The organism is Streptomyces sp. NPDC001393, assembly GCF_053597455.1.
The window spans coordinates 145,030-167,581 of sequence record NZ_JBSFIH010000006.1; the positions used below are offsets into that span (position 1 = coordinate 145,030).

Genomic DNA, 22,552 nt, shown 5'->3' on the forward strand with positions numbered 1-22,552 from the left:
TTCGAATAAGACTACCCGGACGGGCGGTTCCTCGGAAAGTTCCCGTGACGCGTGAGGGAGTTGTGAACTGCCTGTCCGATGATCTCAGCGGTCCGGGGTCGACGCCGCCTCCTCGCGGACCTGCTTGGATAGGTAAGGCTAACCTTATCAATCTGGGGGGCGAATTTGAACTGTCGCCTCCGGCGCCTAAGGTGCTTGACGGACAGGTGACAACCCACCGTTAATGACCCAAGTGCCGACAAGCCGCCAGGAGGGACCCGTGAAGCAGAGCGCGCAGGGCTCCGTCGGCGCCCGGGTGCCCGTGCAGCCGCGCGCGGCGGACGCCCTCGACGCCTTCCGGGCGCGCGATGCGGCCGGGCCCGCCGCGCGCGGGGAGCACACGCACAGTGAGCGGCCCATTCCGGAGCCGCGCCCGGCCGTGCAGCGCTCCTCGGTGCGCGGGCAGATCCTGGACGCGCTGCGTACGGCGCTGGTCACCGGGGAGCTGAAACCGGGCGAGGTGTACTCGGCGCCGGTGCTCGGCGAGCGGTTCGGTGTCTCGGCCACGCCCGTGCGGGAGGCCATGCAGCAGCTCGCGCTCGAAGGCGCCGTCGAGGTCGTGCCCAACCGCGGGTTCCGGGTGGTCGAGCGGGGGGCGCGGGAACTGGCGGAGCTGGCGGAGGTGCGGGCGCTCATCGAGGTGCCGGTCATGCTGCGGCTCGCCCGGACCGTGCCGGGTGAGCGGTGGGCGGAACTGCGTCCGCTCGCGGAGGAGACGGTACGCGTGGCGGCCTCCGGCTGCCCGGCGACGTACGCGGAGTCCGACCGCGCCTTCCACCGCGCCCTGCTCGCCCTGTCGGGCAACGAGCAGCTGGTCGGCATCGCGGCGGACCTCCATCGACGGTCCCAGTGGCCGCCGGTCCGGCGCGGGCGGGCGTATCTGGTGGCGGATGCGGCGGAGCACATGGCGTTGCTGGACGCGTTGATCGCCCGTGACCTGGATGTGGTCCGGGGTCTGGTGGAGGAACACTTCGCGGGCGCCGGCTGAGAGGTGCCGCCAAGCCGACGTGCCGACGTCGGCTGCAACTCCCCAGGGGCGCGGGGAACTGCGCGATCAGCCCCCACCGGCCCGCACCCGGCGACGAGACGGCATCCATCCGCCCCTGCGCCGTATCCACCCCCGCCTCGCCCGCCCCTACGGCGTATCCCCCTGCCTCGCCCGCCCCTACGCCGTAGCCACCCCCGGTGCCGGCGGAGTCAGCTGCCGCGCGAGCCACGTCGGCACACCCCCGAGCAGCCGGAACAGTCTCCGTGCCTCCTCGCGCAGCCGCGACGCCTCCGGCTCGGACTCCGCGTCGGCCAGTGAGGCCAGCGCGGGTGCCGTACCCACCAGGTAGCCCAACTCCTCGCGGATCCGCAGGGATTCCGCGAACCCGTGCCGCGCCTCGGTCAACTCGCCGTCGCGCAGGGCGAGTCCGGCGAGATGGCGCCAGGTGAAGGACAGCAGCAACGGGTCCGCGTGCGCGGTGGCGCCCGCGTGCGCCCGGCGGTACGCGGCGCGCGCCGCCTGCGGGGAACGGGTCAGGTTCTCGGCGACCAAGCCCCGGCGGAAGTCGAGCAGGGCCCGGCCCGGCGCTCCCGGAGGGACCAGCGCCGCCGCGCGCCCCAGCGCGGCCCGCGCCTCGTCCGCGCGGTCGCGGACACCGTGCAGCGTTGCCGTGTAGGCGAGTTGGCCCCGCTCGCAGGCGGCAGCCCCCCGCTCCTCGTCGGTGTGCGCGAGCGCCTCCGCCGTCCGCAGGGCGTCCTCCGCGTCCGCCCAGCCCCGCTCGGTGTACAGACACCGTTCGACCAGCAGCGCGGCCCGCTGCAGGGCCGCGGTGGCGGTGTCCCGCGGCAGCAGCGCCGCCGCGTCCGCCCAGCAGGCCCGCGAGCGCAACCGCCATACCGCGGTCTGGAGCGGATCGTCACCGTCGGTCGTTCCGTTACCAGACATGGCGGTATGCGCCACGTTGCCCTCCCCGAGCACGCCATCGAGCTGTTGAGTGGTGGCGGCATTCCAGCACCGATTGCCGGGCCGGGCCAAGAGGGTGGGTGAAAGTTTTCACAAAGTCGTGGGGCGTGGGCGTGACCGGGTCCGGCCGCCGTGCGCCCCGCCGACCTCAGCTCATGCGCAGGGCGAGGAAGAAGTCGAGCTTGTCCTCCAGGCGCGACAGGTCCCGTCCCGTCAACTGCTCGATCCGGCCGACCCGGTAGCGCAGCGTGTTGACGTGCAGGTGGAGCCGGGTGGCACAGCGGGTCCAGGAGCCGTCGCAGTCCAGGAACGCCTCCAGGGTCGGGATCAGCTCGGCCCGGTGGCGGCGGTCGTAGTCGGTCAGGGGGTCCAGCAGGCGCGCGGTGAAGGCGCGGCGGACGTCGTCCGGGACGAAGGGGAGGAGCAGGACGTGCGACGCCAGTTCCTGGTGTCCCGCCGCGCAGACCCGGCCCGGGCGGGCCGCGGCGACCCGGCGGGCGTGCCGGGCCTCCTCCAGGGCGCCGCGCAGTCCCTCCGCGGAGTGCACGGCCGCGCTGACGCCCAGGGTGAGCCGCCCGTCGTCGTTCAGCCCCGCCGAGAGCGTCTCCCGCACCGACTGCAGCAGGGAGTCGGCCAGCAGCCCGGTCTCCGAGCCGTCGTGCTCGGCGGCGACCGCCGGGAGCGGCACCAGGGCGATCGCCTCGTCGCCGGTGTGCGCGACGGCGATCCGGTCGGACGGCTCGGGGCCGGTCGCCTGCGGGTCGACCAGCACCTCCTCCAGGAGCGACTGGGCGACCGGGCCGCCCTCGACCTCGCCGCCGTCCCACTCCACCCGGGCCACCACCACCTGCCAGTGCGGGGCCGCGCCGAGCCCGGGCAGCAGCACCGGGGCGGCCACCCTCAGGCGGGCCGCGATCTCGGCCGGCGCGGCGCCCGTCTGGACCAGCTCCAGCACCTCCTGGGCGAGCCGGCGCCGCACCGTGCGGGCCGCGTCCCGGCGGTCCCGCTCGACCGCGATCAGCTGGGTGACGCCCTGCAGCAGGTCCAGCCGCTCCTCGGGCCAGTCGCCGGCGTCCGCCTCGACGGCCAGCAGCCAGTCCGACAGCACCGACTCGCGCACATCGCGGGCGGCCTGCGGGGAGCGGCCGGAGGAGCGGATCGGGAAGAGCGAGTAGGTGCTGCCGCCGAGCAGCACTCGGTGCGGGCCGCGGCGGCCGCCGCGCGTGGCCGCCAGGTGCTCGGCGGCGAGCTTGGCGCAGGTCTCGGCGGGCAGCGCCGGGCCCGCGACCTTGGACCCGGCGATCAGCCGGCCGGTCGGGGCGAGCACCCAGGCGCGCAGGTCCAGGTCGGTGCCGAGCAGGTCCAGGACCACGTCCGGGCCGCCGCCCGCCGGGCCCGAGGTCATCATCCGCCGGTGCCGGTCCACGACGGCCGCGAGGTCCCCGGCGCGCTCGCCGGAGACCTGCCGGACGACGTACTCGGTGATGGTCGCGAAGGCCACCGACTCGTGCACCGCGAACAGCGGCAGCCGGTGCCTGGCGCAGGCCAGCACCAGGTCGTCCGGGATGTCGCCCAGCTCGGCCTCACCGGCCGCCAGGGCCGCCACCCCGGCCTGTACCAGGATGCGTACGAACGGCTCGGAGTCGGCGGCGTCCCGGCGCCAGGCCAGGCCGGTCAGCACCAGCTCGCCCCCGGAGAGATAGCGGCTCGGGTCGCGCAGGTCGGTGGTCATGACCCCGCGCACCGAACGGTCCAGTTCGTCCTCGCCGCCGAGCAGCCGCAGGCCCAGCGCATCGGTGTCCAGAAGTGCGCGCAGCCGCATCTCGTCGCCGCCGTTCTTTGTCTCGAAACCTACGATGGATCTTGGCGGGTGACGGGGCAGTCACCCGGAATCGGACGCCCAGGGGCGTTCGCCGGGGTCTCGGCGCTGTGTCCTGCGTTTCTCCGGGAAAACGGAGAGGTTACCGATGACCTCTGTTCATACGAATCTACAAGATGCTCACCCTGGCCAGCGAACTCCTTCATGGTTTCCGTGACTGACACCCCCGGAGTAAGGGGCGGTGTACTGAGTCCACAGCGCGTTAACAGCACATGAACGAGCCGCGCCCGCCGCACACGGATTGGCTCAATCTGTACGACCCATTGAGACGAAGAAGAGAGCCGGTCATGGACTTCCTTCGCCCCGCCAGCTGGGAGGAGGCGCTCGCCGCGAAGGCCGAGCACCCCACCGCTGTGCCGATCGCGGGTGGCACCGATGTGATGGTCGAGATCAACTTCGACCACCGCCGGCCCGAGTATCTGCTCGACCTCAACCGCATCGGTGACCTCTACGAGTGGGAGGTCGGCGAGGAGACCGTACGGCTGGGCGCCTCCGTGCCGTACACCAGGATCATGGAGAACCTCCGTGCCGAGCTGCCGGGCCTCGCGCTCGCCTCGCACACCGTCGCCTCCCCGCAGATCCGCAACCGCGGCGGCGTCGGCGGCAACCTCGGCACGGCCTCGCCCGCCGGTGACGCGCACCCCGCCCTGCTCGCGGCGGGCGCCGAGGTCGAGGCGGAGTCGGCGGCCCGCGGCACCCGGCTCATCCCGATCGACGAGTTCTACACCGGCGTCAAGCGCAACGCACTCCAGCCCGACGAGCTGATCCGCGCCGTGCACATCAAGAAGGCGGACGGCCCGCAGCAGTACTCGAAGGTCGGCACCCGCAACGCCATGGTCATCGCGGTGTGCGCCTTCGGCCTCGCCCTGCACCCCGGGACCCGCACGGTCCGGACCGGCATCGGCTCCGCCGCGCCCACGCCCGTGCGGGCCAAGGCCGCCGAGGAGTTCCTGAACGCGGCCCTGGAGGAGGGCGGCTTCTGGGACAACGGAAAGATCATCACCCCGTCGGTCGCCAAGCAGTTCGCCGACCTGTGCTCGGCCGCCTGCAACCCGATCGACGACGTCCGGGGCACCGCGAGCTACCGCCGCCACGCGGTCGGCGTGATGGCCCGCCGGACGCTCACCTGGACCTGGGAGTCGTACCGCGGCAACCACCGCACCACCGAGGGAGCTGCGTAATGCGCGTCAACTTCACCGTCAACGGACGTCCGCAGGAAGCCGACGACGTCTGGGAGGGCGAGAGCCTGCTGTACGTCCTGCGCGAGCGCCTGGGCCTGCCGGGTTCGAAGAACGCCTGTGAGCAGGGCGAGTGCGGCTCCTGCACCGTGCGCCTGGACGGCGTGCCGGTGTGTTCCTGCCTGGTCGCGGCCGGTCAGGTCGAGGGCCGCGACGTGGTGACCGTCGAGGGCCTCGCGGACTACGCCAAGCAGCGCGCCGAGCACGGCGGCTGCGCCACCGGCACCTGTGGCACGTCCCTCCAGGACGCCCAGCTGGGGGTCCCCCCGGGCGAAGCCTGGGGGAGGCAGGCCAAGGGCACCGACTCCCAGACCGGCGAGGGCACCGAACTGTCCCCGATCCAGCAGGCGTTCATCGACGCCGGCGCCGTCCAGTGCGGCTTCTGCACCCCGGGTCTGCTCGTCGCCTCCGACGAGCTCCTGGAGCGCAACCCGAACCCGACCGACGCGGACATCCGCGAGGCGCTGTCGGGCAACCTGTGCCGCTGCACGGGCTACGAGAAGATCATGGACGCGGTCCGCCTGGCGGCCGCCCGCCAGTCCGAGGGGGTCTGACCATGCCGGCCAACGGCGCTCCTACGAAGATCACGCAGGGCTCGCAGACCAAGGGCGGCATCGGCGAGTCCACGCTCCGCCCGGACGGCACCCTCAAGGTCACCGGCGAGTTCGCGTACTCGTCCGACATGTGGCACGAGGACATGCTGTGGGGCCAGATCCTGCGCTCCACCGTCGCGCACGCCGAGATCGTCTCGATCGACACCAGCGAGGCGCTGAAGACCCCGGGCGTCTACGCCGTCATGACGTACGACGACCTGCCCACCGAGGTGAAGAACTACGGCCTGGAGATCCAGGACACCCCGGTCCTCGCGCACGGCAAGGTACGCCACCACGGCGAGCCGGTCGCGCTGGTCGCCGCCGACCACCCGGAGACGGCCCGTCGCGCCGCCGCCAAGATCAAGGTGGAGTACCGCGAACTGCCGGTCATCACCGACGAGAAGTCGGCGCTGGCCCCGGACGCGGTCCTCGTCCACGAGAACCGCGACGACCACCACATCGGCCACGTCCCGCACCCGAACATCGTGCACCGCCAGCCGATCATCCGCGGAAACGTGGCGGAGGCCCGCAAGCGGGCCGACGTGATCGTCGAGGGCGAGTACACCTTCGGCATGCAGGACCAGGCCTTCCTCGGCCCCGAGTCCGGCCTCGCCGTGCCCGAGGAGGACGGCGGCGTCCACCTCTACATCGCCACCCAGTGGCTCCACTCCGACCTGCGCCAGATCGCGCCCGTCCTCGGCCTGCCCGAGGAGAAGGTGCGCATGACGCTGGCCGGCGTCGGCGGCGCGTTCGGCGGCCGCGAGGACCTGTCGATGCAGATCCATGCCTGCCTGCTCGCCCTGCGCACCGGCAAGCCCGTCAAGATCGTCTACAACCGGTTCGAGTCCTTCTTCGGACACGTCCACCGGCACCCGGCCAAGCTGTACTACGAGCACGGCGCCACCAAGGACGGCAAGCTCACGCACATGAAGTGCAAGATCGTCCTGGACGGCGGCGCCTACGCCTCCGCCTCCCCGGCGGTCGTAGGAAACGCCTCCTCCCTGTCGGTCGGCCCGTACGTGGTGGACGACGTCGACATCGAGGCCATCGCCCTCTACACCAACAACCCGCCCTGCGGCGCCATGCGCGGCTTCGGCGCGGTCCAGGCGTGCTTCGCCTACGAGGCGCAGATGGACAAGCTGGCGAAGAAGCTGGGCATGGACCCGGTGGAGTTCCGGCAGCTGAACGCGATGGAGCAGGGGACCATCATGCCGACCGGGCAGCCGGTCGACTCCCCGGCCCCGGTCGCCGAACTCCTGCGCCGCGTCAAGGCGATGCCGCTCCCGCCGGAGCGTCAGTGGGAGTCCAGCGAGGGCGCCGACGTGCGGCAGCTGCCCGGCGGTCTGTCCAACACCACGCACGGCGAGGGCGTCGTACGCGGTATCGGCTACGCGGTCGGCATCAAGAATGTCGGCTTCTCCGAGGGCTTCGACGACTACTCCACCGCCAAGGTGCGCATGGAAGTCATCAATGGTGAGCCGGTCGCGACCGTGCACACCGCGATGGCGGAGGTCGGGCAGGGCGGTGTCACCGTCCACGCGCAGATCGCCCGCACCGAGTTCGGCGTCACCCAGGTGACCATCCACCCGGCCGACACCCAGGTGGGTTCGGCGGGCTCCACCTCGGCCTCCCGGCAGACGTACGTCACCGGTGGCGCCGTGAAGAACGCCTGTGAACTCGTCCGCGAGAAGGTCCTGGAGATCGGCCGGCGCAAGTTCGGCTCCTACCACCCGGCCTGGGCGACCGCCGAACTCCTGCTGGAGGGCGGCAAGGTCGTCACCGACGGCGGCGAGGTCCTCGGCGACCTGGTCGACGTCCTGGAGGATGAGGTCGTGGAGATCGAGGAGGAGTGGCGGCACCGGCCGACCGAGGCCTTCGACCTGCGCACCGGCCAGGGCAACGGGCACGTCCAGTACTCCTTCGCCGCGCACCGCGCCGTCGTCGAGGTCGACACCGAGCTCGGCCTGGTCAAGGTCATCGAACTGGCCTGCGCCCAGGACGTCGGCAAGGCGCTCAACCCGCTCTCCGTCATCGGCCAGATCCAGGGCGGTACGACCCAGGGTCTGGGCGTGGCGGTGATGGAGGAGATCATCGTCGACCCGAAGACCGCGAAGGTCAGGAACCCCTCCTTCACGGACTACCTGATCCCCACGATTCTCGACACGCCGACCATCCCGGTCGACGTGCTCGAACTCGCCGACGAGCACGCTCCGTACGGGCTGCGCGGCATCGGCGAGGCCCCGACCCTGTCGTCCACGCCGGCCGTCCTCGCGGCGATCCGGAACGCGACCGGGCTGGAGCTCAACCGCACGCCGGTGCGGCCCGAGCACCTGACGGGAACCGCGTAACAACCCAGAAGCTCTCCGGGCGGCGCTGGGAACGTCACACACTCCGCCGCGCCGCCCGGAGGAACCCCCCTTTGAGTTCCGCACCGCTCGCGGTCCTTGAAGTACCAGGAAATTCGTTCGTCTCGGGCCGTCCCCCGGGTCGTCCATTCCCAAATCCCGTGCCCGCAAGGCGGGTTGCGCGGGTGCCCCTTTGAACCTTGGGAGTTGGCCCATGACCCAGCAGTCAGTGGAGCCCAGGACCGCAGCCGACGACGCCGGTGACGGCAGCCGCGTCCCGGCCGGACGGTCCTGGCTCGACCGGTACTTCCACATATCCCACAGAGGATCCACGGTCGCGAGGGAGGTGCGCGGTGGCATCACCACGTTCATGGCGATGGCCTACATCCTCCTGCTCAATCCGCTCATCCTGTCCGGCAAGGACATCCACGGCGACACGCTCGGCCAGAAGGCGCTGATCACCGCCACCGCGTTCGCGGCGGCCTTCACCACGCTGGTGATGGGCTTCGTCGGCAAGGTGCCGCTCGCCCTCGCCGCGGGCCTGTCGGTCTCCGGCGTCCTGTCCTCGCAGGTCGTCCCCAACATGACCTGGCCGCAGGCCATGGGCATGTGTGTGATGTACGGCGTGGTCATCATGCTGCTCGTCGTCACCGGCCTGCGCGAGATGATCATGAACGCGATCCCGCTCGCGCTCAAGCACGGCATCACCATGGGCATCGGCCTGTTCATCGCGCTCATCGGTCTCTACAAGTCCGGTTTCGTGCACAAGGGCGAGGCCACCCCGCTCAGCCTCGGCCCGGCGGGCCAGCTCGCCGGCTGGCCGGTGCTGCTCTTCGCCGGCACCCTGCTGCTGATCTTCATGCTCCAGGCGCGCAACATCCCCGGCGCCATCCTGATCGGCATCGTCTCCGGCACGATCGTCGCTGCCGTCCTCAACGGCCTCGGTGTCATCGACGCCAAGCAGTGGGCCAACGGCGCTCCCGAGCTGCACGGCAGCGCGGTCTCGATGCCCGACTTCTCGCTCTTCGGGCACGTGGCGTTCGGCGGCTGGGGCAAGGTCGGCGCGATGACGATCGGCATGATCGTCTTCACCCTGGTGCTCGCCGGCTTCTTCGACGCGATGGCCACCATCATCGGCGTCGGCACCGAGGCCGAACTCGCCGACGACAAGGGCCGGATGCCGGGCCTGTCCAAGGCGCTGTTCATCGACGGCGCCGGCGGTGCGATCGGCGGTGTGGCGGGCGGCTCCGGCCAGACGGTGTTCATCGAGTCCGCCACCGGCGTCGGCGAGGGCGCCCGTACCGGTCTCGCCTCCGTCGTCACCGGCCTGTTCTTCGCGGCCTGCCTGTTCTTCACCCCGGTCACCGCGATCGTCCCGCAGGAGGTCGCCTCCGCCGCCCTGGTGGTCATCGGCGCGATGATGCTGATGAACGCCCGGCACGTGGACTGGGCCGATCGCGCCACCGCGATCCCGGTCTTCCTGACCGTCGTCCTGATGCCCTTCACGTACACCATCACCTCCGGTGTCGCCGCGGGGGTCATCTCCTACACGGCCATCAAGGTCGCCCAGGGCAAGGCCCGCGAGATCGGTGCCTTCATGTGGGGCCTGACGGTCATCTTCCTGGTCTACTTCGCCCTGCATCCCATCGAGGGCTGGCTCGGCGTGCACTAGCGCCGGGCGAACGCCCCTTCCCCGCACACCCGTTAGGAGACCGACAGATGCTGGACATCGCCGAAGAGCTGCACCGGTGGGTCGAGCAGGGCCGTGACTTCGCCGTCGCCACCGTGGTGGCCGTCGGCGGCAGCGCACCGCGTCAGCCCGGCGCCGCCCTCGCGGTGGACGCCGAGGGCACGGCCATCGGCTCGGTCTCCGGCGGGTGCGTGGAGGGCGCCGTGTACGAGCTGTGCCGGCAGGCGCTTCAGGACGGGGAAACCGTTCTCGAACGCTTCGGCTACAGCGACGAGGATGCCTTCGCCGTCGGCCTGACCTGTGGCGGCATCATCGACATCCTCGTCACACCGGTCCGGGCGGACGGTCCCGCCCGGCCGGTGGTCGCCGCCGCGCTGGCCGCCGCCGCCCGTGGGGAGGCGGCGGCCCTCGCGCGGATCGTTCAGGGCCCGGCCGAGCTGCGGGGCCGGGCCCTCCTCGTCCGCCCCGACGGCTCCTTCGACGGCGGTTTCGGCGGCCATCCGGGGCTGGACCGCACCGTCGCCGCAGAGGCCGGCGCCTTCCTGGACGCGGGCCGCACCGGCACCCTGGAGATCGGTGAACAGGGCTCGCGCTGCGGTGCCCCGCTCACCGTCCTGGTCGAGTCCTCCGTCCCCGCGCCCCGGATGATCGTCTTCGGCGCGATCGACTTCGCCGCCGCGCTGGTCCGCGTCGGCAAGTTCCTCGGCTACCACGTCACGGTGTGCGACGCCCGCCCGGTGTTCGCCACCAGGACCCGCTTCCCGGAGGCCGACGAGATCGTCGTCGAGTGGCCGCACACGTACCTGGAGCGCACCGAGGTCGACGGCCGGACCGTCCTGTGCGTCCTCACCCACGACGCCAAGTTCGACGTACCCCTGCTTCAGCTGGCCCTGCGGCTGCCGGTCGCCTACATCGGTGCGATGGGCTCCCGCCGCACCCACCTCGACCGCAACGAGCGGCTGCGCGAGGTCGGCGTCACCGAACTCGAACTGGCCCGGCTGCGCTCGCCGATCGGCCTCGACCTCGGCGCCCGTACGCCGGAGGAGACGGCCCTGTCCATCGGCGCGGAGATCGTCGCGAACCGGCGCGGGGGCAGCGGCGTCTCGCTCACCGGCGCCCACACCCCCATCCACCGCGACCTGGCCTCGCTCCCGGCCGGCCCGATCGGGTCCGTGGCCTGAGGCCGGTCCCGGCTCACGCCCGCCGGAGCAGGCGGTTGACCGCCCGGCCGAACATCACCCGAGCCGTGCGTTCCAGTACGCCGTCGAAGGCGCGCGGCAGCAACCGCACCCGCAGTTCCTCACGCCACACCACCCGGCTGCGGCCCCCGGGCCCCGGCAGGACCTCGATCTCCGCCCAGCCCCGCACCGCCCGGCCGCGCTTCTCCAGGCGGCACAGCCCGCCCTCGCCGTCGGCGGGCGGGCGCCAGAGGGTGACCTCCATGACGTCGTCGAAGGCCAGCGGACCGACGCCGGAACGGGCCACGAAGCGCGTGCCCACGTCGGTGGGCCCGTCGGTGAGCACCCTGATCCGGGTCAGCGGGACCACGTCGGCGTGGCGGGGCCACTCGGTGAGCCGGCGCCACGCCTCGTCGAGGGGGAGCGGGGCCGTACGGGCGAAGGAGAAGATCGGCACGGCACGATCGTAGGCAATGGGCGCCGGTCAGCGGGGCGTTCGGGCCCCGCTCCACCGCACGGAGGACCGACCCGGCGCGGGATCAGGGCCGGTAGACCCTGCCCGGCTCCGCCTTGCCGGGCGCCAGCAGCTGAGGAACCGTCACGAAAACGTATCCGCGCGCCTTCAGCGCGTCGATGATGCCGGGTACGGCGGGCACGGTGCCCGGGTAGATGTCGTGCAGCAGGATGATCCCGTCCCGGGACGCCTGGTCGAGGACCCGCTTGGTGATGAGCTCGGAGTCGTTCGTCGTGTAGTCCTTGGCGGTCACGCTCCACAACACCTCCGCCAGGCCCATCTCCTTGGCGATCCTGTGCACATTGCTGTCCGTACGGCCCTGGGGCGGGCGCATCAGCGTGGGCCTGCGCCCGGTGAGCCGCTCGATCGCGTCGTCCGGCCGCTTCAGCTCCTCGCGTATCTGCGCGTCCGGTATCCGCGTGAGGATCTTGTGGTCCCAGGTGTGGCTCGCGACCTCGTGCCCCTCGGCCGCCATCCGCTTGACCAGCTGCGGGTACTTCTCGATGTGGTTCTTGCCCAGGAGGAAGAAGGTCGCCGGGACCTCTTTCGCCTTGAGGATGTCGAGCAGCCGCGCCGAGTTCTCACTGGGCCCCGCGTCGAAGGTGAGCGCGATGCACCTGGCCTCCCGGCAGTCGACGCTCCCGAACGCGGCCGGCGCCCCGTGCGCCGCCGCGGCCCGCACGGTGCTCGGTGCGGTCGTGTCGACCTCGGCGCAGCCGGACAGCGTGAGCGCGAGGCCCACCGCGGCCGGGGCGAGCGCGGCCGGACGCAACCTCCGGGCGGCTCGGCGCATCTTCCTGGTCGCGTTCCTGCTCGCGGGCTTCGGCGTCGGGATCGTGTCGGTCGAAAGAGGCATACGGTGACTATACACTCAGTGTATAGATCTGGTGTTCGAGCATGCGGATGTCCCGGGAACGCCCGACCGGGAGCACCATGGGAGGAGAGGCACCGCGGAGGAGGACGGCCATGCGCTTCCGGGACCGTGCCGAAGCCGGACGGGAACTCGCCGGACTGCTGAGCGACCTGCGCGACCAGGGCGCCCTCGTCGATCCGCTCGTCCTCGCCCTGCCACGCGGCGGCATCGCCGTCGCCGAGCCCGTCGCCCGCGCCCTCGACGCCCAGCTCGACGTCCTCATCGTCCGCAAGATCGGCGCCCCGCACCACCAGGAGTTCGCCGTCGGCGCGCTGGTCGGCGACGACCCGCCGCTCTTCAACACCGGCTCCCTGGACCGGCTCGGCCTGACCGAGGAGTCCATGGCCCCGGTGGTCGAACGCGAGCGGCGGGAGCTGCGGCGCCGTGAGGAGCGCTACCGCGGCGGCCGGCCGGCGCCGGACCCCGCGGGCCGTACGGTGATCGTCGTCGACGACGGGCTGGCCACGGGCGCCACCGCCCGGGCGGCCCTGCGCCACGTGCGGCGGCACCGGCCGGCCCAGCTCATCCTGGCCGTTCCCGTCGGCGCGCCCGACTCCGTCGACCGGCTCGCCGGCGAGGCCGACCTGGTCGTGTGCCCGCATCAGCCCGCCGGGTTCAGCGCGGTGGGGCAGTGGTACGAGGACTTCCAGCAGCTCTCCGATGCGGAGGTGCTGGCCGCACTGGGGCGGTGACGGGTAACGCCGTTGGGGTTTCCGGCCGTTGCGGGGTGCGGCGTCGTCGTGGCTTGTCGCGCTCACGCGGCGAAGCCGCACATCGATACAGCCCCGCGCCCCTTGGTCGGTTGCGCCGGCGTAACCCGCACAGCTGATGTCCCTCGGTCGTCCCGGTCACCGCTCTTTCGTAACGGCCCCGTGCACACCAGTAGTACCGGGTCGGCACTCGGAGTAACCTCTGGGCCATGACGCGCACGGGGGAGCGAGCCGTCAAGTCGTTACGGACACCGACGTGGATCGCACGTATCGAGGCGTCGGAAGACGGGCAGGTGCTCGGGGCGGGGGTGCTGCTCGCCCGCGACCGGGTGCTCACCGCGGCCCATGTCGTCCGCCCAGGCCTGCGCTATGTCGTCCGGCTGGTCGGCGTGCCCGGCGCCGTCGCCGCCACGGTGCGCGCCGACGAGCACGTGCCGGACCACGATGACGGCCTCGGCGGCCGCAGCGGCGACCTCGCCCTGCTGCGGCTGGCCGAGCCGCTGCCCGCCGAGCACGCCACCCGGCTCTACCGGCTCGCCACCCCGCACGGCCCGGTGAGCATGTACGGCTTTCCGGACGGCCACGACGACGGCCGCTGGCACGACGCCACCCTGCTCGCCGCCGGCGGCCGGGACAGCCGGGTGCAGCTGCGTCCGGTCACGACGGGCGAACTGGCCGTCCCCGGCTTCAGCGGCGGGGGAGTGGTCGACCACGCCACCGACCGGGTCATCGGCATCGTGCTCAGCGTGGACCGGGGGCCGGGTTCCGTGTTCACCCACATGAGCCCCACCGAGACCATCATCAGCCATCTGCCGCAGGTCGCCGCCTGGAGCGACGGCGCCGAAGCCGTCGACCCCCGGCTGCGCACCGGCACACCCGGCAGGGCCGGCCGGCTCGACGTCGACTTCGCCACCGAACTCGCCGCCTGGTTCCGGGGCGAGGGTTGGCCGGTGCTCGTCACCGTCGTCCCCGCCCGCGGCGACCGCGCCTTCACCCTTGAGCGGGCCGTCACCCTCGCCGACCGGGAACTGCGCACCCACCGCAACACCAGCGCCTACCACCACGACCCGCCCGAGACCGTACCCCCGGCCGGCGCCCACGACCTCGCCCTGGACGTCAAGGGGCTGACGGCCGCTCAGGTCGCGGACCGGATCGCCGAGCGCCTCGGTCTGCGCGACGACCCCCGGCCCGAACGGCTCGGCGCCCTGCGCGTCCCGCTCGCCGCCGTCCTGGTCGGCGTCGACCAGGCCGCCGAACCCGACGCCCTGCTCGGCCTGTTGGACCGGCTCGCCCGGCAGGGAGCCCGGCTGCTGCTGGTGTACCGCCGCCCGAGCGAACGCCGTCAGCAGGCCGCCGAGTCCCTCGTACGACGTCCGCTGCACGACCGCTGGAGCCGACTGCACGCCGAACTCGACCGTATCGTGGACGAGTTGGGACCCGTCCTCGACCGGCTCCGGGACGCTGTCCTGCCCGGCCCCGGCACCCGGCAGCTGGTGGAGCAGGCCGAGGCGGGCGTACGGCGCACCCGGATGCTGCGCTCCTGGGTCGCCCACACCCCCGAGCGGGAGCACGAACCCGGCCGCGCCGACCTGCTGTTCACCTTCGAGGACGCCGCCGACCGGCGCAGACAGCGCCTGGAACAGGCGATCGGCGTCCTCGACGCCCGGCTGCGCCGCCGCGAGGAACTCCTCGGCCGGGTCAGCGCCGAGTGGCCGCTGTGCCGCACCCGGGCCGCCGCGCACGGCGACCGGGTCATGGAGGCCTACCGGCTCTACGAGCAGGCCCTGTCCCTGCTGCGGCACACCCCCTGCGACCTCGAGCGGGCCGAGGCAGCCGTCGAGCGCTTCGTCGACTTCTGCTCGGCCCCGGCACCGTCCGCCCAGGCCGGCCCGACCGCACCCGCCGCCCCGGCAGCACCTGCCGCATCCCGGAAGGAGAGCACACCGTGACCTCGTGCATCCGGCCCGGCTGCGCGGGCCACATCATGCGCACCGGTTACTGCGACACCTGCGGCCGCCGACACACCGAGCCGCACACCGCACCGCCGCACACCGCACCGAGTCCGGAGCCACCGTCACCGGTCCCACCGCGCACCGCACCGCGCACTCCGCTCGCGAGCGTCCCGGCCGAGGAGAGCCCGGGCCCGCCGGCCGTGCACGCGGTCGCCGGGGTCGGCGACCTCGACCAGCACGGACTGGTCGTGCTGCCCGAGGTGCCCGCCCCCGACGACGTGCTCGTGACCGACCCCCACCCGCCCACCGGCGGCCGCCGCTGCGGCGCGGGCGGCTGCACCATGACCATCGGCATCGGCTACGGGGGCCGGCCCGCCCCCGCCACCGGCCACTGCCCCCGCTGCGGCACGCCCTACTCCCTGCTGCCCCAGCTGAACAAGGGCGACGTGGTCGCCGGCCACTACCGCGTTCTCGGCCTGCTCGGCGGGGGCGGGCTCGGCTGGATCCACCTCGCCGAGGACACCCGGGCCGACGGCCACCGGGTCGTCCTCAAGGGCCAGATCGACGTCCACGACGCGCTCGCCCGCCGCAACGCCGTCGAGGAGCGCCGCTCCCTGACCGACCTGCACCACCCCGACATCGTCCGGCTCATCACCTACGCCGACCACCACGTCCCCGGCCGTCCGCCCACCGGCTACCTGGTCATGGACTACATCGGCGGCCGTTCCCTGCAGCAGCTGTTCGACGCCGACGACGTCGAACGGATCTTCCGCGGCCGCCCCCGCCTGGACCACGTCCTCACCTACGGCTGCAAGATCCTCGGCGCCCTGCAGTACATGCACGAACGCGGGCTGCTGTACTGCGACATGAAGCCCGCCAACGTCATCCACTTCGGCCGGGCGGTCAAGGTCATCGACCTCGGCGCCGTCCGTGCCATCGGCGACCGCACCTCCGCCCACGTCTGCACGGCCGCGTTCGCCCCGCCCCAGGAGGAGATCGACCGGCGCGGCTGGCACGTCGACAGCGACCTCTACACCGTCGGCACGACCCTCCAGGCACTGGCCCGGGTCACCGAACCCGCCCGGGGTCTCGCCCCGGACTCCTTCCGGCGGCTGATCGACCGCGCCACCCACCCGGAGCCGCGCGCCAGGTTCCGCTCGGCGGCCGAGATGTCCCGGCAACTGTGGGAAGTGCTGCGGGAGTTCCGGTCCCTCCACTTCGGCGAGCAGCTGCCGGAGAGCTCCACCCGGTTCCGCGCCACCGGCGCCAGCCTCGACGCCGGGCTCGGCGCGATCCCGGCCCTGGACCACTTCACCGCCCGCCCCGGCGGCCGGCCGCCCGGCCTCGACGTCTCCCCGCCCGCCGCCGCCGAGGTCGCCGGCGCCCTCCCGGAACCGGTCCCCGACCCCGACGACGCAGCCGCCCTGCTGCTGGACACCTTCCCGCCCGACGCCCCCGACCGGGTCGACGAGCAGTGGCACCGGGAATCCCGCCTCGGCACCCCGGAGACCGCGCTGTGGCTGTGCCGCGCCTACCTCGGACAGGGCGAGCGGGAGAGGGCCGAGAGCTGGCTCGCCGAGGCCGAGACCCTGCTCGGCGAGGGCGCCGCCGCGCACGACTGGCGCATCGCCTGGCACCGCGGCGTGCTCCACCTCAGCAGAGGGGAGGTACGCCAGGCCGGCACCCGCTTCGACGCCGTCTACCGGGCCCTGCCCGGCGAGTACGTGCCCAAGCTCGCCCTCGCCTACTGCACGGAACACGAGTCCGAGGTGCCCGGACCGCAGCGCATTCCGCGGGCCATGCGGTTCTACGAGGCCGTCTGGAAGCGGGACTTCGCGCACACCGCCGCCGCCTTCGGGCTGGCCCGCGGCCATCTGGCCGGCGGCGACCGGGACGCCGCCGTGCGCGTCCTCGACGACGTGCCCGCCACCTCCCGCCACCACGACGCCGCCCGGATCGCGGCCGTCCGCGTCCGCGCCGGCATCCTGCACGGCGAGCCGCCCGCACCGGCCGACCTGCGCGACGCCACCCGGCGGCTGCCCGAGCTGCGCCTGGACGGCGGCGCCGCCGACGGCGAGTCCCGGGCCCGGCTGGTCGCCGAGGTCCGCGAGAACGCCCTGCGCTGCCGGCCGGAGGCGGGCTGGGGGCCGGAGTTCCCCGCCGGGGACCTCCTCGGACCCGGTGACGAGGACGGCCTGCGCCGCCTGCTGGAGCACTCCTTCCGCCTGCTGGCCGCGCAGGCCCGCACCGCGGAGGAGCACGGCCGGCTGCTGGACCTCGCCCACGCGGTCCGGCCGATCACCACCTTCTGACACCCGAACCCGCCCGCGACACCTGGGGGACGCACGATGACCGTGGCCGAGGAGATCGCCGAGGAGATCGAGGTGACCCTCGCGGTCGGCCAGCAGAAGGAACTGCCCGCCGTGGCCGCGCCCGGGCAGTCCGCCGACCGGGAGATGCACGCCATCCTGGAGATCGGCGTCCGCAGCCCCGGTGGCCCGGGATCCGGCGCCGCCCCCGCGCACGGGGCGGGCCCCGCGCTCGCCGAGGTGCTGATCGTCGACACCTCACGCTCCATGCTCCACCCCGCCGCCAAACTGCACGCGGCGAAGGACGCCACCGCCGCCGCGGTCCGGCTGCTGCCCGACGGCACCGCGTTCGCCGTGCTGTCCGGACGGTTCGACGCCACCGTGGTCCATCCCGGACCCGGCGGGGCCCCGATGGCCGTCGCCGGGCCCGCCGAGCGGGCTGCCGCCGAGCGGGCCGTACGGATCCTGGACGCGGACGGCGGCACCGCCCTCGGCACCTGGCTCGACCTCGCCCGGCGGCTGCTGAAGGAGCAGCCCGCCCCCGTCAAGCACGTCCTGCTCCTCACCGACGGGCGCAACGAGCACGACCACCGCGCCGCCATGTCGCTGGACACCGCCCTGGACGCCTGCGAGGGCCGGTTCGTCTGCGACGCCTGGGGCATCGGCGACGACTGGGACGCCGAACTGCTGCTGCGCATCACCCGGCGGCTGCACGGCCGCGCCGGAGCGGTCCGTGAGGAGTCCGAACTGACCGCAGCGTACGAGGAGTTGGTGACCGGACTGCTCGGCACCGCGATCCCCGAGCTGCGCATCAGGATCACCCCCACCCCCGGCACCGTGATCCGCCGGGTCAAGCAGGTGGTGCCGGGCGAGCAGGAACTGCCCGCCGTTCCGGCCGGCTCCGGCGGCCGCGGCACCGAGTACGTCACCCGCGCCTGGGGCGACGAGACACGGCACTACCAGGTCGTCCTCACCGCCGACCCGGCCGGCCGCGAGAGGGGCGAGGACCTTCAGCTCGCCGCCGTGGAGGTCGCCGTACCCGACTTCGGGCGCCCGGTAGGGCTGCCCGCGCCGCGGCCCGTGCTGGTCCGCTGGACCGACAACCCGCTCGACGCCTCCATGCGGCATCCCGGAGTCCGCCGGTTCGAGCTGTACCAGCAGGTGACCGCCGCCGTCGCGGCGGCCTATCAGGCCTGGCTGCGCGGTACCGGCGGCCGGGCCGACGCGGACCGCCACCTGACGCGCGCCCTGGCCCTCGCCGCGGAGCTGGACGACGCCCAGCTCCTGCGCGCACTGCGGCGGATCGAGGACGGGCAGGCCGGACCGGGCGCCGGCCGGGTACGCGCGGACCTCAAGGACGTCGACTGGCAGCACCTGATCCTCTCCAGCGCCATGACGACCCCACCACAGCCGCCCAGCCCCGGCCCACCGGCCGAGACCGGCCCCGCCGCCCCCGCCGCCCCCTCCGGCACCGACGCCCTGATCGAGTGCCCCCACTGCAAGTGGCTCGGCCCGGCCGACTCCGTCTACTGCGGGGGCAGCTGCGGACGCCCCCTGACCGAGCGGGCCTCATGACCCCCGCCGGCCCTGGCGGCGGGGGCTCGCAGACCGGCCCTGGCCGTGGTGGTCCGCACCTCGGGGCCGACGGCAGTGGTCCGCACGCGGGCGAGTCGGGTCGGTCCGGGCGTGTCGGCGTGTCCGGTCGGGGCGTGACGGGTGATGGCCCGGCGCCCGGCACACCGCACGCCGTCGCCGCCGCAGCTCAGGGCGCGCACCCGGAAACCCCGTCCCCGTCCCCGGCCCAGCGCCCCGGCGCCCACGGCACGGCACCCCACCTCATCGCCCCTCACCCCGCACCCACCACCTCCACCTCCACCTCCACCTCTCCCACCGACCGCCGCACCCCCGCCGGAGAGCCGACCGCTCTCCTGCACCGGCTGCTCCCGCCCGGTCGGCGTCCGGTGGGTGGCGGCAGTGCCACCGCCCACGACCTCGCCGTACGCCACCGCCTGCTGCTGGCGCTGTCCGCGCTGCTGACGCTGTCGCTGTTCCTGTCCTACGAGGGCGTGCACGGGGACGCGAACCCGTTGCGCACCTCCAGCGCCCCGGCCGTGCTGTCCCTCGACACCGCGCTGTACGCCCTCGGCCAGGCCCAGCGGGACGCCGGCGCGGCGGCGCCGACCAGCGACTTCCAGAAACAGATCTCGGTCGCCGCGCAGAGCCTCGCGGCCGCCGCCGGGGACGATGTCGGCGGCCCGGCGGGCCGGCAGGCCCTGCAGACGGTCGCCGGGCTGATCACGGTGTACGCCGTCAAGGTCCAGCAGGCCCAACTCCAGCCCGCCGACAGCGTGTTGCGCGAGGCCTACCTCAGCTATGCCACCAGCGTCCTGACGGACCAGGGCTCCGGCATCCAGGCCCGGCTGAAGGCACTGCAGGGGCAGCAGCGCGCCGCGGTGCACCGGCAGACCTCGTTCGGCCCGCTGCTGTGGCTCGGCTGGACCGCGACCCTGCTGCTGGCCCTCGCGCTCGGCGCGGCCCTGCTGGAGACCCAGTTGTTCCTGCGCCGGCGTTTCCGCCGCCGGTACAACCGCGGCCTGCTCGCGGCGGGCGCCCTGCTGGCGGCCGGTCTCGCCGCCACGCTGCTGTTCACGGTCTGGACGCACCAGGGGATGGCGGACACCCGCGATCTGCTCGACCGCCCGCTGACCGGGCGGCTCATCACCGACGCCGGACGGCACACCGCGGCGTACCTCGCACACACCGGCTTCCGTGCTTCGGCCGCGGTGTGGATCCTGATAGGAGGCATCCTGCTCATGGCCCTCGCCGAGACGGGACTGCGGCGGCACATCGACGACTACCGGTTCAGCCCCCGGTGAGCGCCCGGCACGGCGGCGGGCCCGCGACGGCCACCGCCCCTCACCCGCGCCGCTCCCGCCGCCTCCGCACCCTGACCGTGGCGGTGAGCTGCCTGGTCCTGCTGGCGGCGGCCGTCGTGTTCGCCGTACGGGCCCTCGGCCAGGAGCCGACCGTCACGCTGCTCGCCAACTGGACCGGCACCGACGAGCGGAACTTCCGGGAGTCGGTCATCGAGCCCTTCGAGCGCAAGTACCACATCCACGTCGACTACCAGGGCAGCTCCGCCGAGAGCCAGGTGCTCGGCGCCGACGTGGAGGCCGGGACGCCACCGGACGTGGTGGTGCTGACCGGTCCCGGTGAACTCGCGGACTACGCCCGGCAGGGACAGCTGAAACCGCTCGACGACCTCGTGCCCCGGGCCGGTTTCGGCGCGTCCTGGACCACACCGCTGGACGGGCACGTGTACTGGTTCCCGCTCAAGGCCGACCTGAAGTCCATCGTCTGGTACCCGGCCGGCACGAGCGAGCGGCAGCGCGCCGAGGCAGCGGGCCGGCCCGGCCAGTGGTGCGTCGGCATGGGCTCCGGGGCGACGAGCGGCTGGCCCGGCACGGACTGGATCGAGGACATCCTGCTCCAGCAGTACGGCCCCGCCACCTATCAGCGCTGGGCGCGCGGTGAACTGCCCTGGCGGTCCGGGGAGGTGCGATCGGCCTGGACGACCTGGGGGCGTCTGGTGGGCGCGGGCGGAGACCGTGATCTGGTCCGGCGGGCGCTGAAGACGCCGTACCAGGACGCGTCGAAACCGGTTACCGGCAACCCGCGCGGCTGCACCCTGGAGCACCAGGCGTCCTTCATCCGCAACCAGGAGCCCTGGAAACGCGTGGACGGCCGTTACGAGCCCTCGGCCCGGCGGATCCCCGGGGCCAGGGCGAGCGACGCCTGGGAGGTCTCCGGTGACCTGGTCGCCCTGCTGCACGACACCCCGCAGGCCAGGACGCTGATCCGTGACCTCGCCTCGGCGGGGGCCCAACGTGCCTGGAACGCCAAGGAGTCCGGTTTCTCGGTCAGTCCCGCGGCACAGCCGGCGCCCTCCGACGCCGGCGCGGCCTGGCACCGGTCCCTCGCCGCGACCCTCCTCGACGACCGGGCGGTGCACTGCTTCGACGCCTCCGACGCGATGCCGCCCTCGGTGCGCGACGCGTTCGCCGAGGCGACGATCGAGTTCCTCGCCCATCCCGACCACCTGAACGCCCTGCTGACCTCCCTGGACACCCTCAGCCACAGCCAGGGCCTGACCTGGCTCCCCTCGGTGTGCGACCGCGCGCCGTGACAGGCGCGGGCGGCCGGACCCCGGCGCCGGGGCTGCCCGGTCCGAGGGCCGGCGCCCTGCCGGAGGGTGCCCGCGCACCGCAGGACGCGCGGGCACCCCCAACTCGGCAGCGCGAGCCCGTCAGTTCGCCGGCCGCTCCCACGGCAATGTCAGCGCCCTGCCCTGCGCGCGGCCCGCCGAAGCCGCCGGGCCGCGGGTGGCGGGGTCCAGGGGGTTGCCGCCGATCGCCGCCGCCGATGCCTCGTCGGGCGCGAGGACCACCACCTCGGCGCCCTGGGCGCGCAGTTGCCCGACCGACCGCTCCAGCGGGTGCTCGCTGGGGATCGGCTCGGTGGCGCCGAGCGGCACGATCACCAGCACCCGGTCCGCGCCGGCGGCCAGGTCGGCGTTGGCGACGGAACGCACCCCGCCGTCGATGTACCGGCGTTCGCCGATCGTCACCGGCGGCCACACGCCCGGCACGGCACAGCTCGCCGCGACGGCGTCCACCAGCGGTACGCCCGAGGCACGGTCGAAGACCACCGGCTCACCGCTCTCCGCGTCCACCGCGACGATCTTCAGGGCACGCTCCGGCCAGTCGTGCGACGGCAGCCGCGACTCGATCACCGTGCGCCGCTCCGCCTCGGACACCGTCCGTGCCCCGAGCGCGATCCGCCCCATCGCGCGCCGCAGTTCGGGCGGGGAGGCGGCGGAGCCCGTCGCGCCGCCGAGCTCCGCCGCGAACTTCTCCAGATCCAGTTCGGCCATGATCTCGGCGGCCTGCAGCGCGGGGTCCGTCTGCCGCGCGTACAACTCCGTGAGGCTCAGCCCGCTGCCCAGCTGGGCGGCCACGGCGGACCCGGCGGAGGTCCCCACCAGCAGACCGGCCCCGCTGACGTCCTGCCCGGCATCCGCGAGCCCCGTGAGCAGCCCGGTCATCCAGGCGATCCCGCCCACACCACCGCCGCCCAGCACCAGTGCCTCGGTCATCCCCACACTCCTCGAACAGTCGTTGACCAGTCGGTGATCACCAGTGCAGAGCGTCCGTAGCGGCGCCGGCATTCCCGCCTGCGGCC

The 22,552-nt window shown here is 73.4% G+C and carries 17 protein-coding genes; 12 read left to right on the top strand and 5 right to left on the bottom strand.

All coding sequences use genetic code 11. From position 1 onward, the window contains the following. Positions 1 to 259 precede the first annotated feature (259 nt). Positions 260 to 1,027 (top strand): GntR family transcriptional regulator, encoded by a 768-nt coding sequence (locus ACWC2T_RS10225; protein WP_450669922.1) that lies wholly within the window; start codon positions 260 to 262, stop codon positions 1,025 to 1,027. Between the two features lie 177 nt (positions 1,028 to 1,204). Here ACWC2T_RS10225 and ACWC2T_RS10230 read toward each other — a convergent pair whose 3' ends face one another. Together ACWC2T_RS10230 and ACWC2T_RS10235 are read right to left on the bottom strand one after the other, a co-directional pair. Further along, the gene (locus tag ACWC2T_RS10230; protein WP_450669923.1) at positions 1,205 to 1,972 is read right to left on the bottom strand and encodes a hypothetical protein; all 768 of its coding nucleotides are present in this window, start codon (positions 1,970 to 1,972) and stop codon (positions 1,205 to 1,207) included. Between the two features lie 166 nt (positions 1,973 to 2,138). After that, complete coding sequence (locus tag ACWC2T_RS10235) at positions 2,139 to 3,812, bottom strand: PucR family transcriptional regulator (RefSeq protein ID WP_450669924.1); 1,674 nt, start codon at positions 3,810 to 3,812, stop codon at positions 2,139 to 2,141. Positions 3,813 to 4,156: 344 nt separating this feature from the next. Here ACWC2T_RS10235 and ACWC2T_RS10240 point away from each other — a divergent pair, with 344 nt between their 5' ends. The 5 genes from ACWC2T_RS10240 (at position 4,157) to ACWC2T_RS10260 (ending at position 10,916) form a co-directional block, all read left to right on the top strand. Then, on the top strand, positions 4,157 to 5,050 hold the full coding sequence (locus ACWC2T_RS10240; RefSeq protein ID WP_450669925.1) for an FAD binding domain-containing protein: 894 nt from the start codon (positions 4,157 to 4,159) through the stop codon (positions 5,048 to 5,050). Beyond that, on the top strand, positions 5,050 to 5,661 hold the full coding sequence (locus tag ACWC2T_RS10245; protein WP_450669926.1) for a (2Fe-2S)-binding protein: 612 nt from the start codon (positions 5,050 to 5,052) through the stop codon (positions 5,659 to 5,661). The genes ACWC2T_RS10240 and ACWC2T_RS10245 overlap by 1 nt, the downstream gene beginning before the upstream one ends. Positions 5,662 to 5,663: 2 nt before the next feature. Then, positions 5,664 to 8,048: a xanthine dehydrogenase family protein molybdopterin-binding subunit gene (locus tag ACWC2T_RS10250; RefSeq protein ID WP_450669927.1), complete on the top strand. Its 2,385-nt coding sequence runs from the start codon at positions 5,664 to 5,666 to the stop codon at positions 8,046 to 8,048. A 211-nt stretch (positions 8,049 to 8,259) separates the two neighbouring features. Continuing rightward, complete coding sequence (locus ACWC2T_RS10255; protein WP_450669928.1) at positions 8,260 to 9,717, top strand: NCS2 family permease; 1,458 nt, start codon at positions 8,260 to 8,262, stop codon at positions 9,715 to 9,717. Between the two features lie 47 nt (positions 9,718 to 9,764). After that, on the top strand, positions 9,765 to 10,916 hold the full coding sequence (locus ACWC2T_RS10260; RefSeq protein WP_450669929.1) for an XdhC family protein: 1,152 nt from the start codon (positions 9,765 to 9,767) through the stop codon (positions 10,914 to 10,916). Positions 10,917 to 10,929: 13 nt separating this feature from the next. On the opposite strand, the gene ACWC2T_RS10265 is transcribed toward ACWC2T_RS10260, so the two are convergent. After that, the gene (locus ACWC2T_RS10265) at positions 10,930 to 11,370 is read right to left on the bottom strand and encodes an SRPBCC family protein (RefSeq protein ID WP_450669930.1); all 441 of its coding nucleotides are present in this window, start codon (positions 11,368 to 11,370) and stop codon (positions 10,930 to 10,932) included. A gap of 82 nt (positions 11,371 to 11,452) precedes the next feature. Further along, positions 11,453 to 12,220, bottom strand: a complete 768-nt coding sequence (locus ACWC2T_RS10270) for a polysaccharide deacetylase family protein (protein WP_450670016.1) — start codon at positions 12,218 to 12,220, stop codon at positions 11,453 to 11,455. 173 nt (positions 12,221 to 12,393) lie between these two features. Between ACWC2T_RS10270 and ACWC2T_RS10275 the strand changes: the two genes are divergently transcribed. The 6 genes from ACWC2T_RS10275 (at position 12,394) to ACWC2T_RS10300 (ending at position 21,497) form a co-directional block, all read left to right on the top strand. After that, positions 12,394 to 13,032, top strand: coding sequence for a phosphoribosyltransferase (locus ACWC2T_RS10275; RefSeq protein WP_450669931.1), 639 nt, complete (start codon positions 12,394 to 12,396; stop codon positions 13,030 to 13,032). A 227-nt stretch (positions 13,033 to 13,259) separates the two neighbouring features. Further along, positions 13,260 to 14,999 carry a S1 family peptidase gene (locus ACWC2T_RS10280; protein ID WP_450669932.1) on the top strand — a complete coding sequence of 580 codons (1,740 nt, stop codon included), beginning with the start codon at positions 13,260 to 13,262 and terminating at the stop codon, positions 14,997 to 14,999. Beyond that, a complete protein-coding gene (locus tag ACWC2T_RS10285; RefSeq protein WP_450669933.1) occupies positions 14,996 to 17,314 on the top strand; it encodes a tetratricopeptide repeat protein in 2,319 nt (772 codons plus the stop codon). The genes ACWC2T_RS10280 and ACWC2T_RS10285 overlap by 4 nt, the downstream gene beginning before the upstream one ends. Positions 17,315 to 17,350: 36 nt before the next feature. Further along, positions 17,351 to 18,886: a VWA domain-containing protein gene (locus tag ACWC2T_RS10290; RefSeq protein ID WP_450669934.1), complete on the top strand. Its 1,536-nt coding sequence runs from the start codon at positions 17,351 to 17,353 to the stop codon at positions 18,884 to 18,886. 134 nt (positions 18,887 to 19,020) lie between these two features. Beyond that, positions 19,021 to 20,187 (top strand): hypothetical protein, encoded by a 1,167-nt coding sequence (locus ACWC2T_RS10295; RefSeq protein ID WP_450669935.1) that lies wholly within the window; start codon positions 19,021 to 19,023, stop codon positions 20,185 to 20,187. Next, positions 20,184 to 21,497, top strand: coding sequence for an extracellular solute-binding protein (locus ACWC2T_RS10300; protein ID WP_450669936.1), 1,314 nt, complete (start codon positions 20,184 to 20,186; stop codon positions 21,495 to 21,497). Before ACWC2T_RS10295 ends, ACWC2T_RS10300 begins: the two co-directional genes overlap by 4 nt. 120 nt (positions 21,498 to 21,617) lie before the next feature. On the opposite strand, the gene ACWC2T_RS10305 is transcribed toward ACWC2T_RS10300, so the two are convergent. Continuing rightward, the gene (locus tag ACWC2T_RS10305) at positions 21,618 to 22,466 is read right to left on the bottom strand and encodes a patatin-like phospholipase family protein (protein WP_450669937.1); all 849 of its coding nucleotides are present in this window, start codon (positions 22,464 to 22,466) and stop codon (positions 21,618 to 21,620) included. Positions 22,467 to 22,552 lie beyond the last annotated feature (86 nt).

Coding starts and splice junctions, on each gene's coding strand:
- ACWC2T_RS10255 (WP_450669928.1), top strand. CDS start 8,260: ATGACCCAGCAGTCAGTGGAGCCCAGGACCGCAGCCGACGACGCCGGT.
- ACWC2T_RS10245 (WP_450669926.1), top strand. CDS start 5,050: ATGCGCGTCAACTTCACCGTCAACGGACGTCCGCAGGAAGCCGACGAC.
- ACWC2T_RS10240 (WP_450669925.1), top strand. CDS start 4,157: ATGGACTTCCTTCGCCCCGCCAGCTGGGAGGAGGCGCTCGCCGCGAAG.
- ACWC2T_RS10270 (WP_450670016.1), bottom strand. CDS start 12,220: ATGCGCCGAGCCGCCCGGAGGTTGCGTCCGGCCGCGCTCGCCCCGGCC.
- ACWC2T_RS10250 (WP_450669927.1), top strand. CDS start 5,664: ATGCCGGCCAACGGCGCTCCTACGAAGATCACGCAGGGCTCGCAGACC.
- ACWC2T_RS10305 (WP_450669937.1), bottom strand. CDS start 22,466: ATGACCGAGGCACTGGTGCTGGGCGGCGGTGGTGTGGGCGGGATCGCC.
- ACWC2T_RS10230 (WP_450669923.1), bottom strand. CDS start 1,972: ATGTCTGGTAACGGAACGACCGACGGTGACGATCCGCTCCAGACCGCG.
- ACWC2T_RS10275 (WP_450669931.1), top strand. CDS start 12,394: ATGCGCTTCCGGGACCGTGCCGAAGCCGGACGGGAACTCGCCGGACTG.
- ACWC2T_RS10290 (WP_450669934.1), top strand. CDS start 17,351: ATGACCGTGGCCGAGGAGATCGCCGAGGAGATCGAGGTGACCCTCGCG.
- ACWC2T_RS10260 (WP_450669929.1), top strand. CDS start 9,765: ATGCTGGACATCGCCGAAGAGCTGCACCGGTGGGTCGAGCAGGGCCGT.
- ACWC2T_RS10235 (WP_450669924.1), bottom strand. CDS start 3,812: ATGCGGCTGCGCGCACTTCTGGACACCGATGCGCTGGGCCTGCGGCTG.
- ACWC2T_RS10280 (WP_450669932.1), top strand. CDS start 13,260: ATGACGCGCACGGGGGAGCGAGCCGTCAAGTCGTTACGGACACCGACG.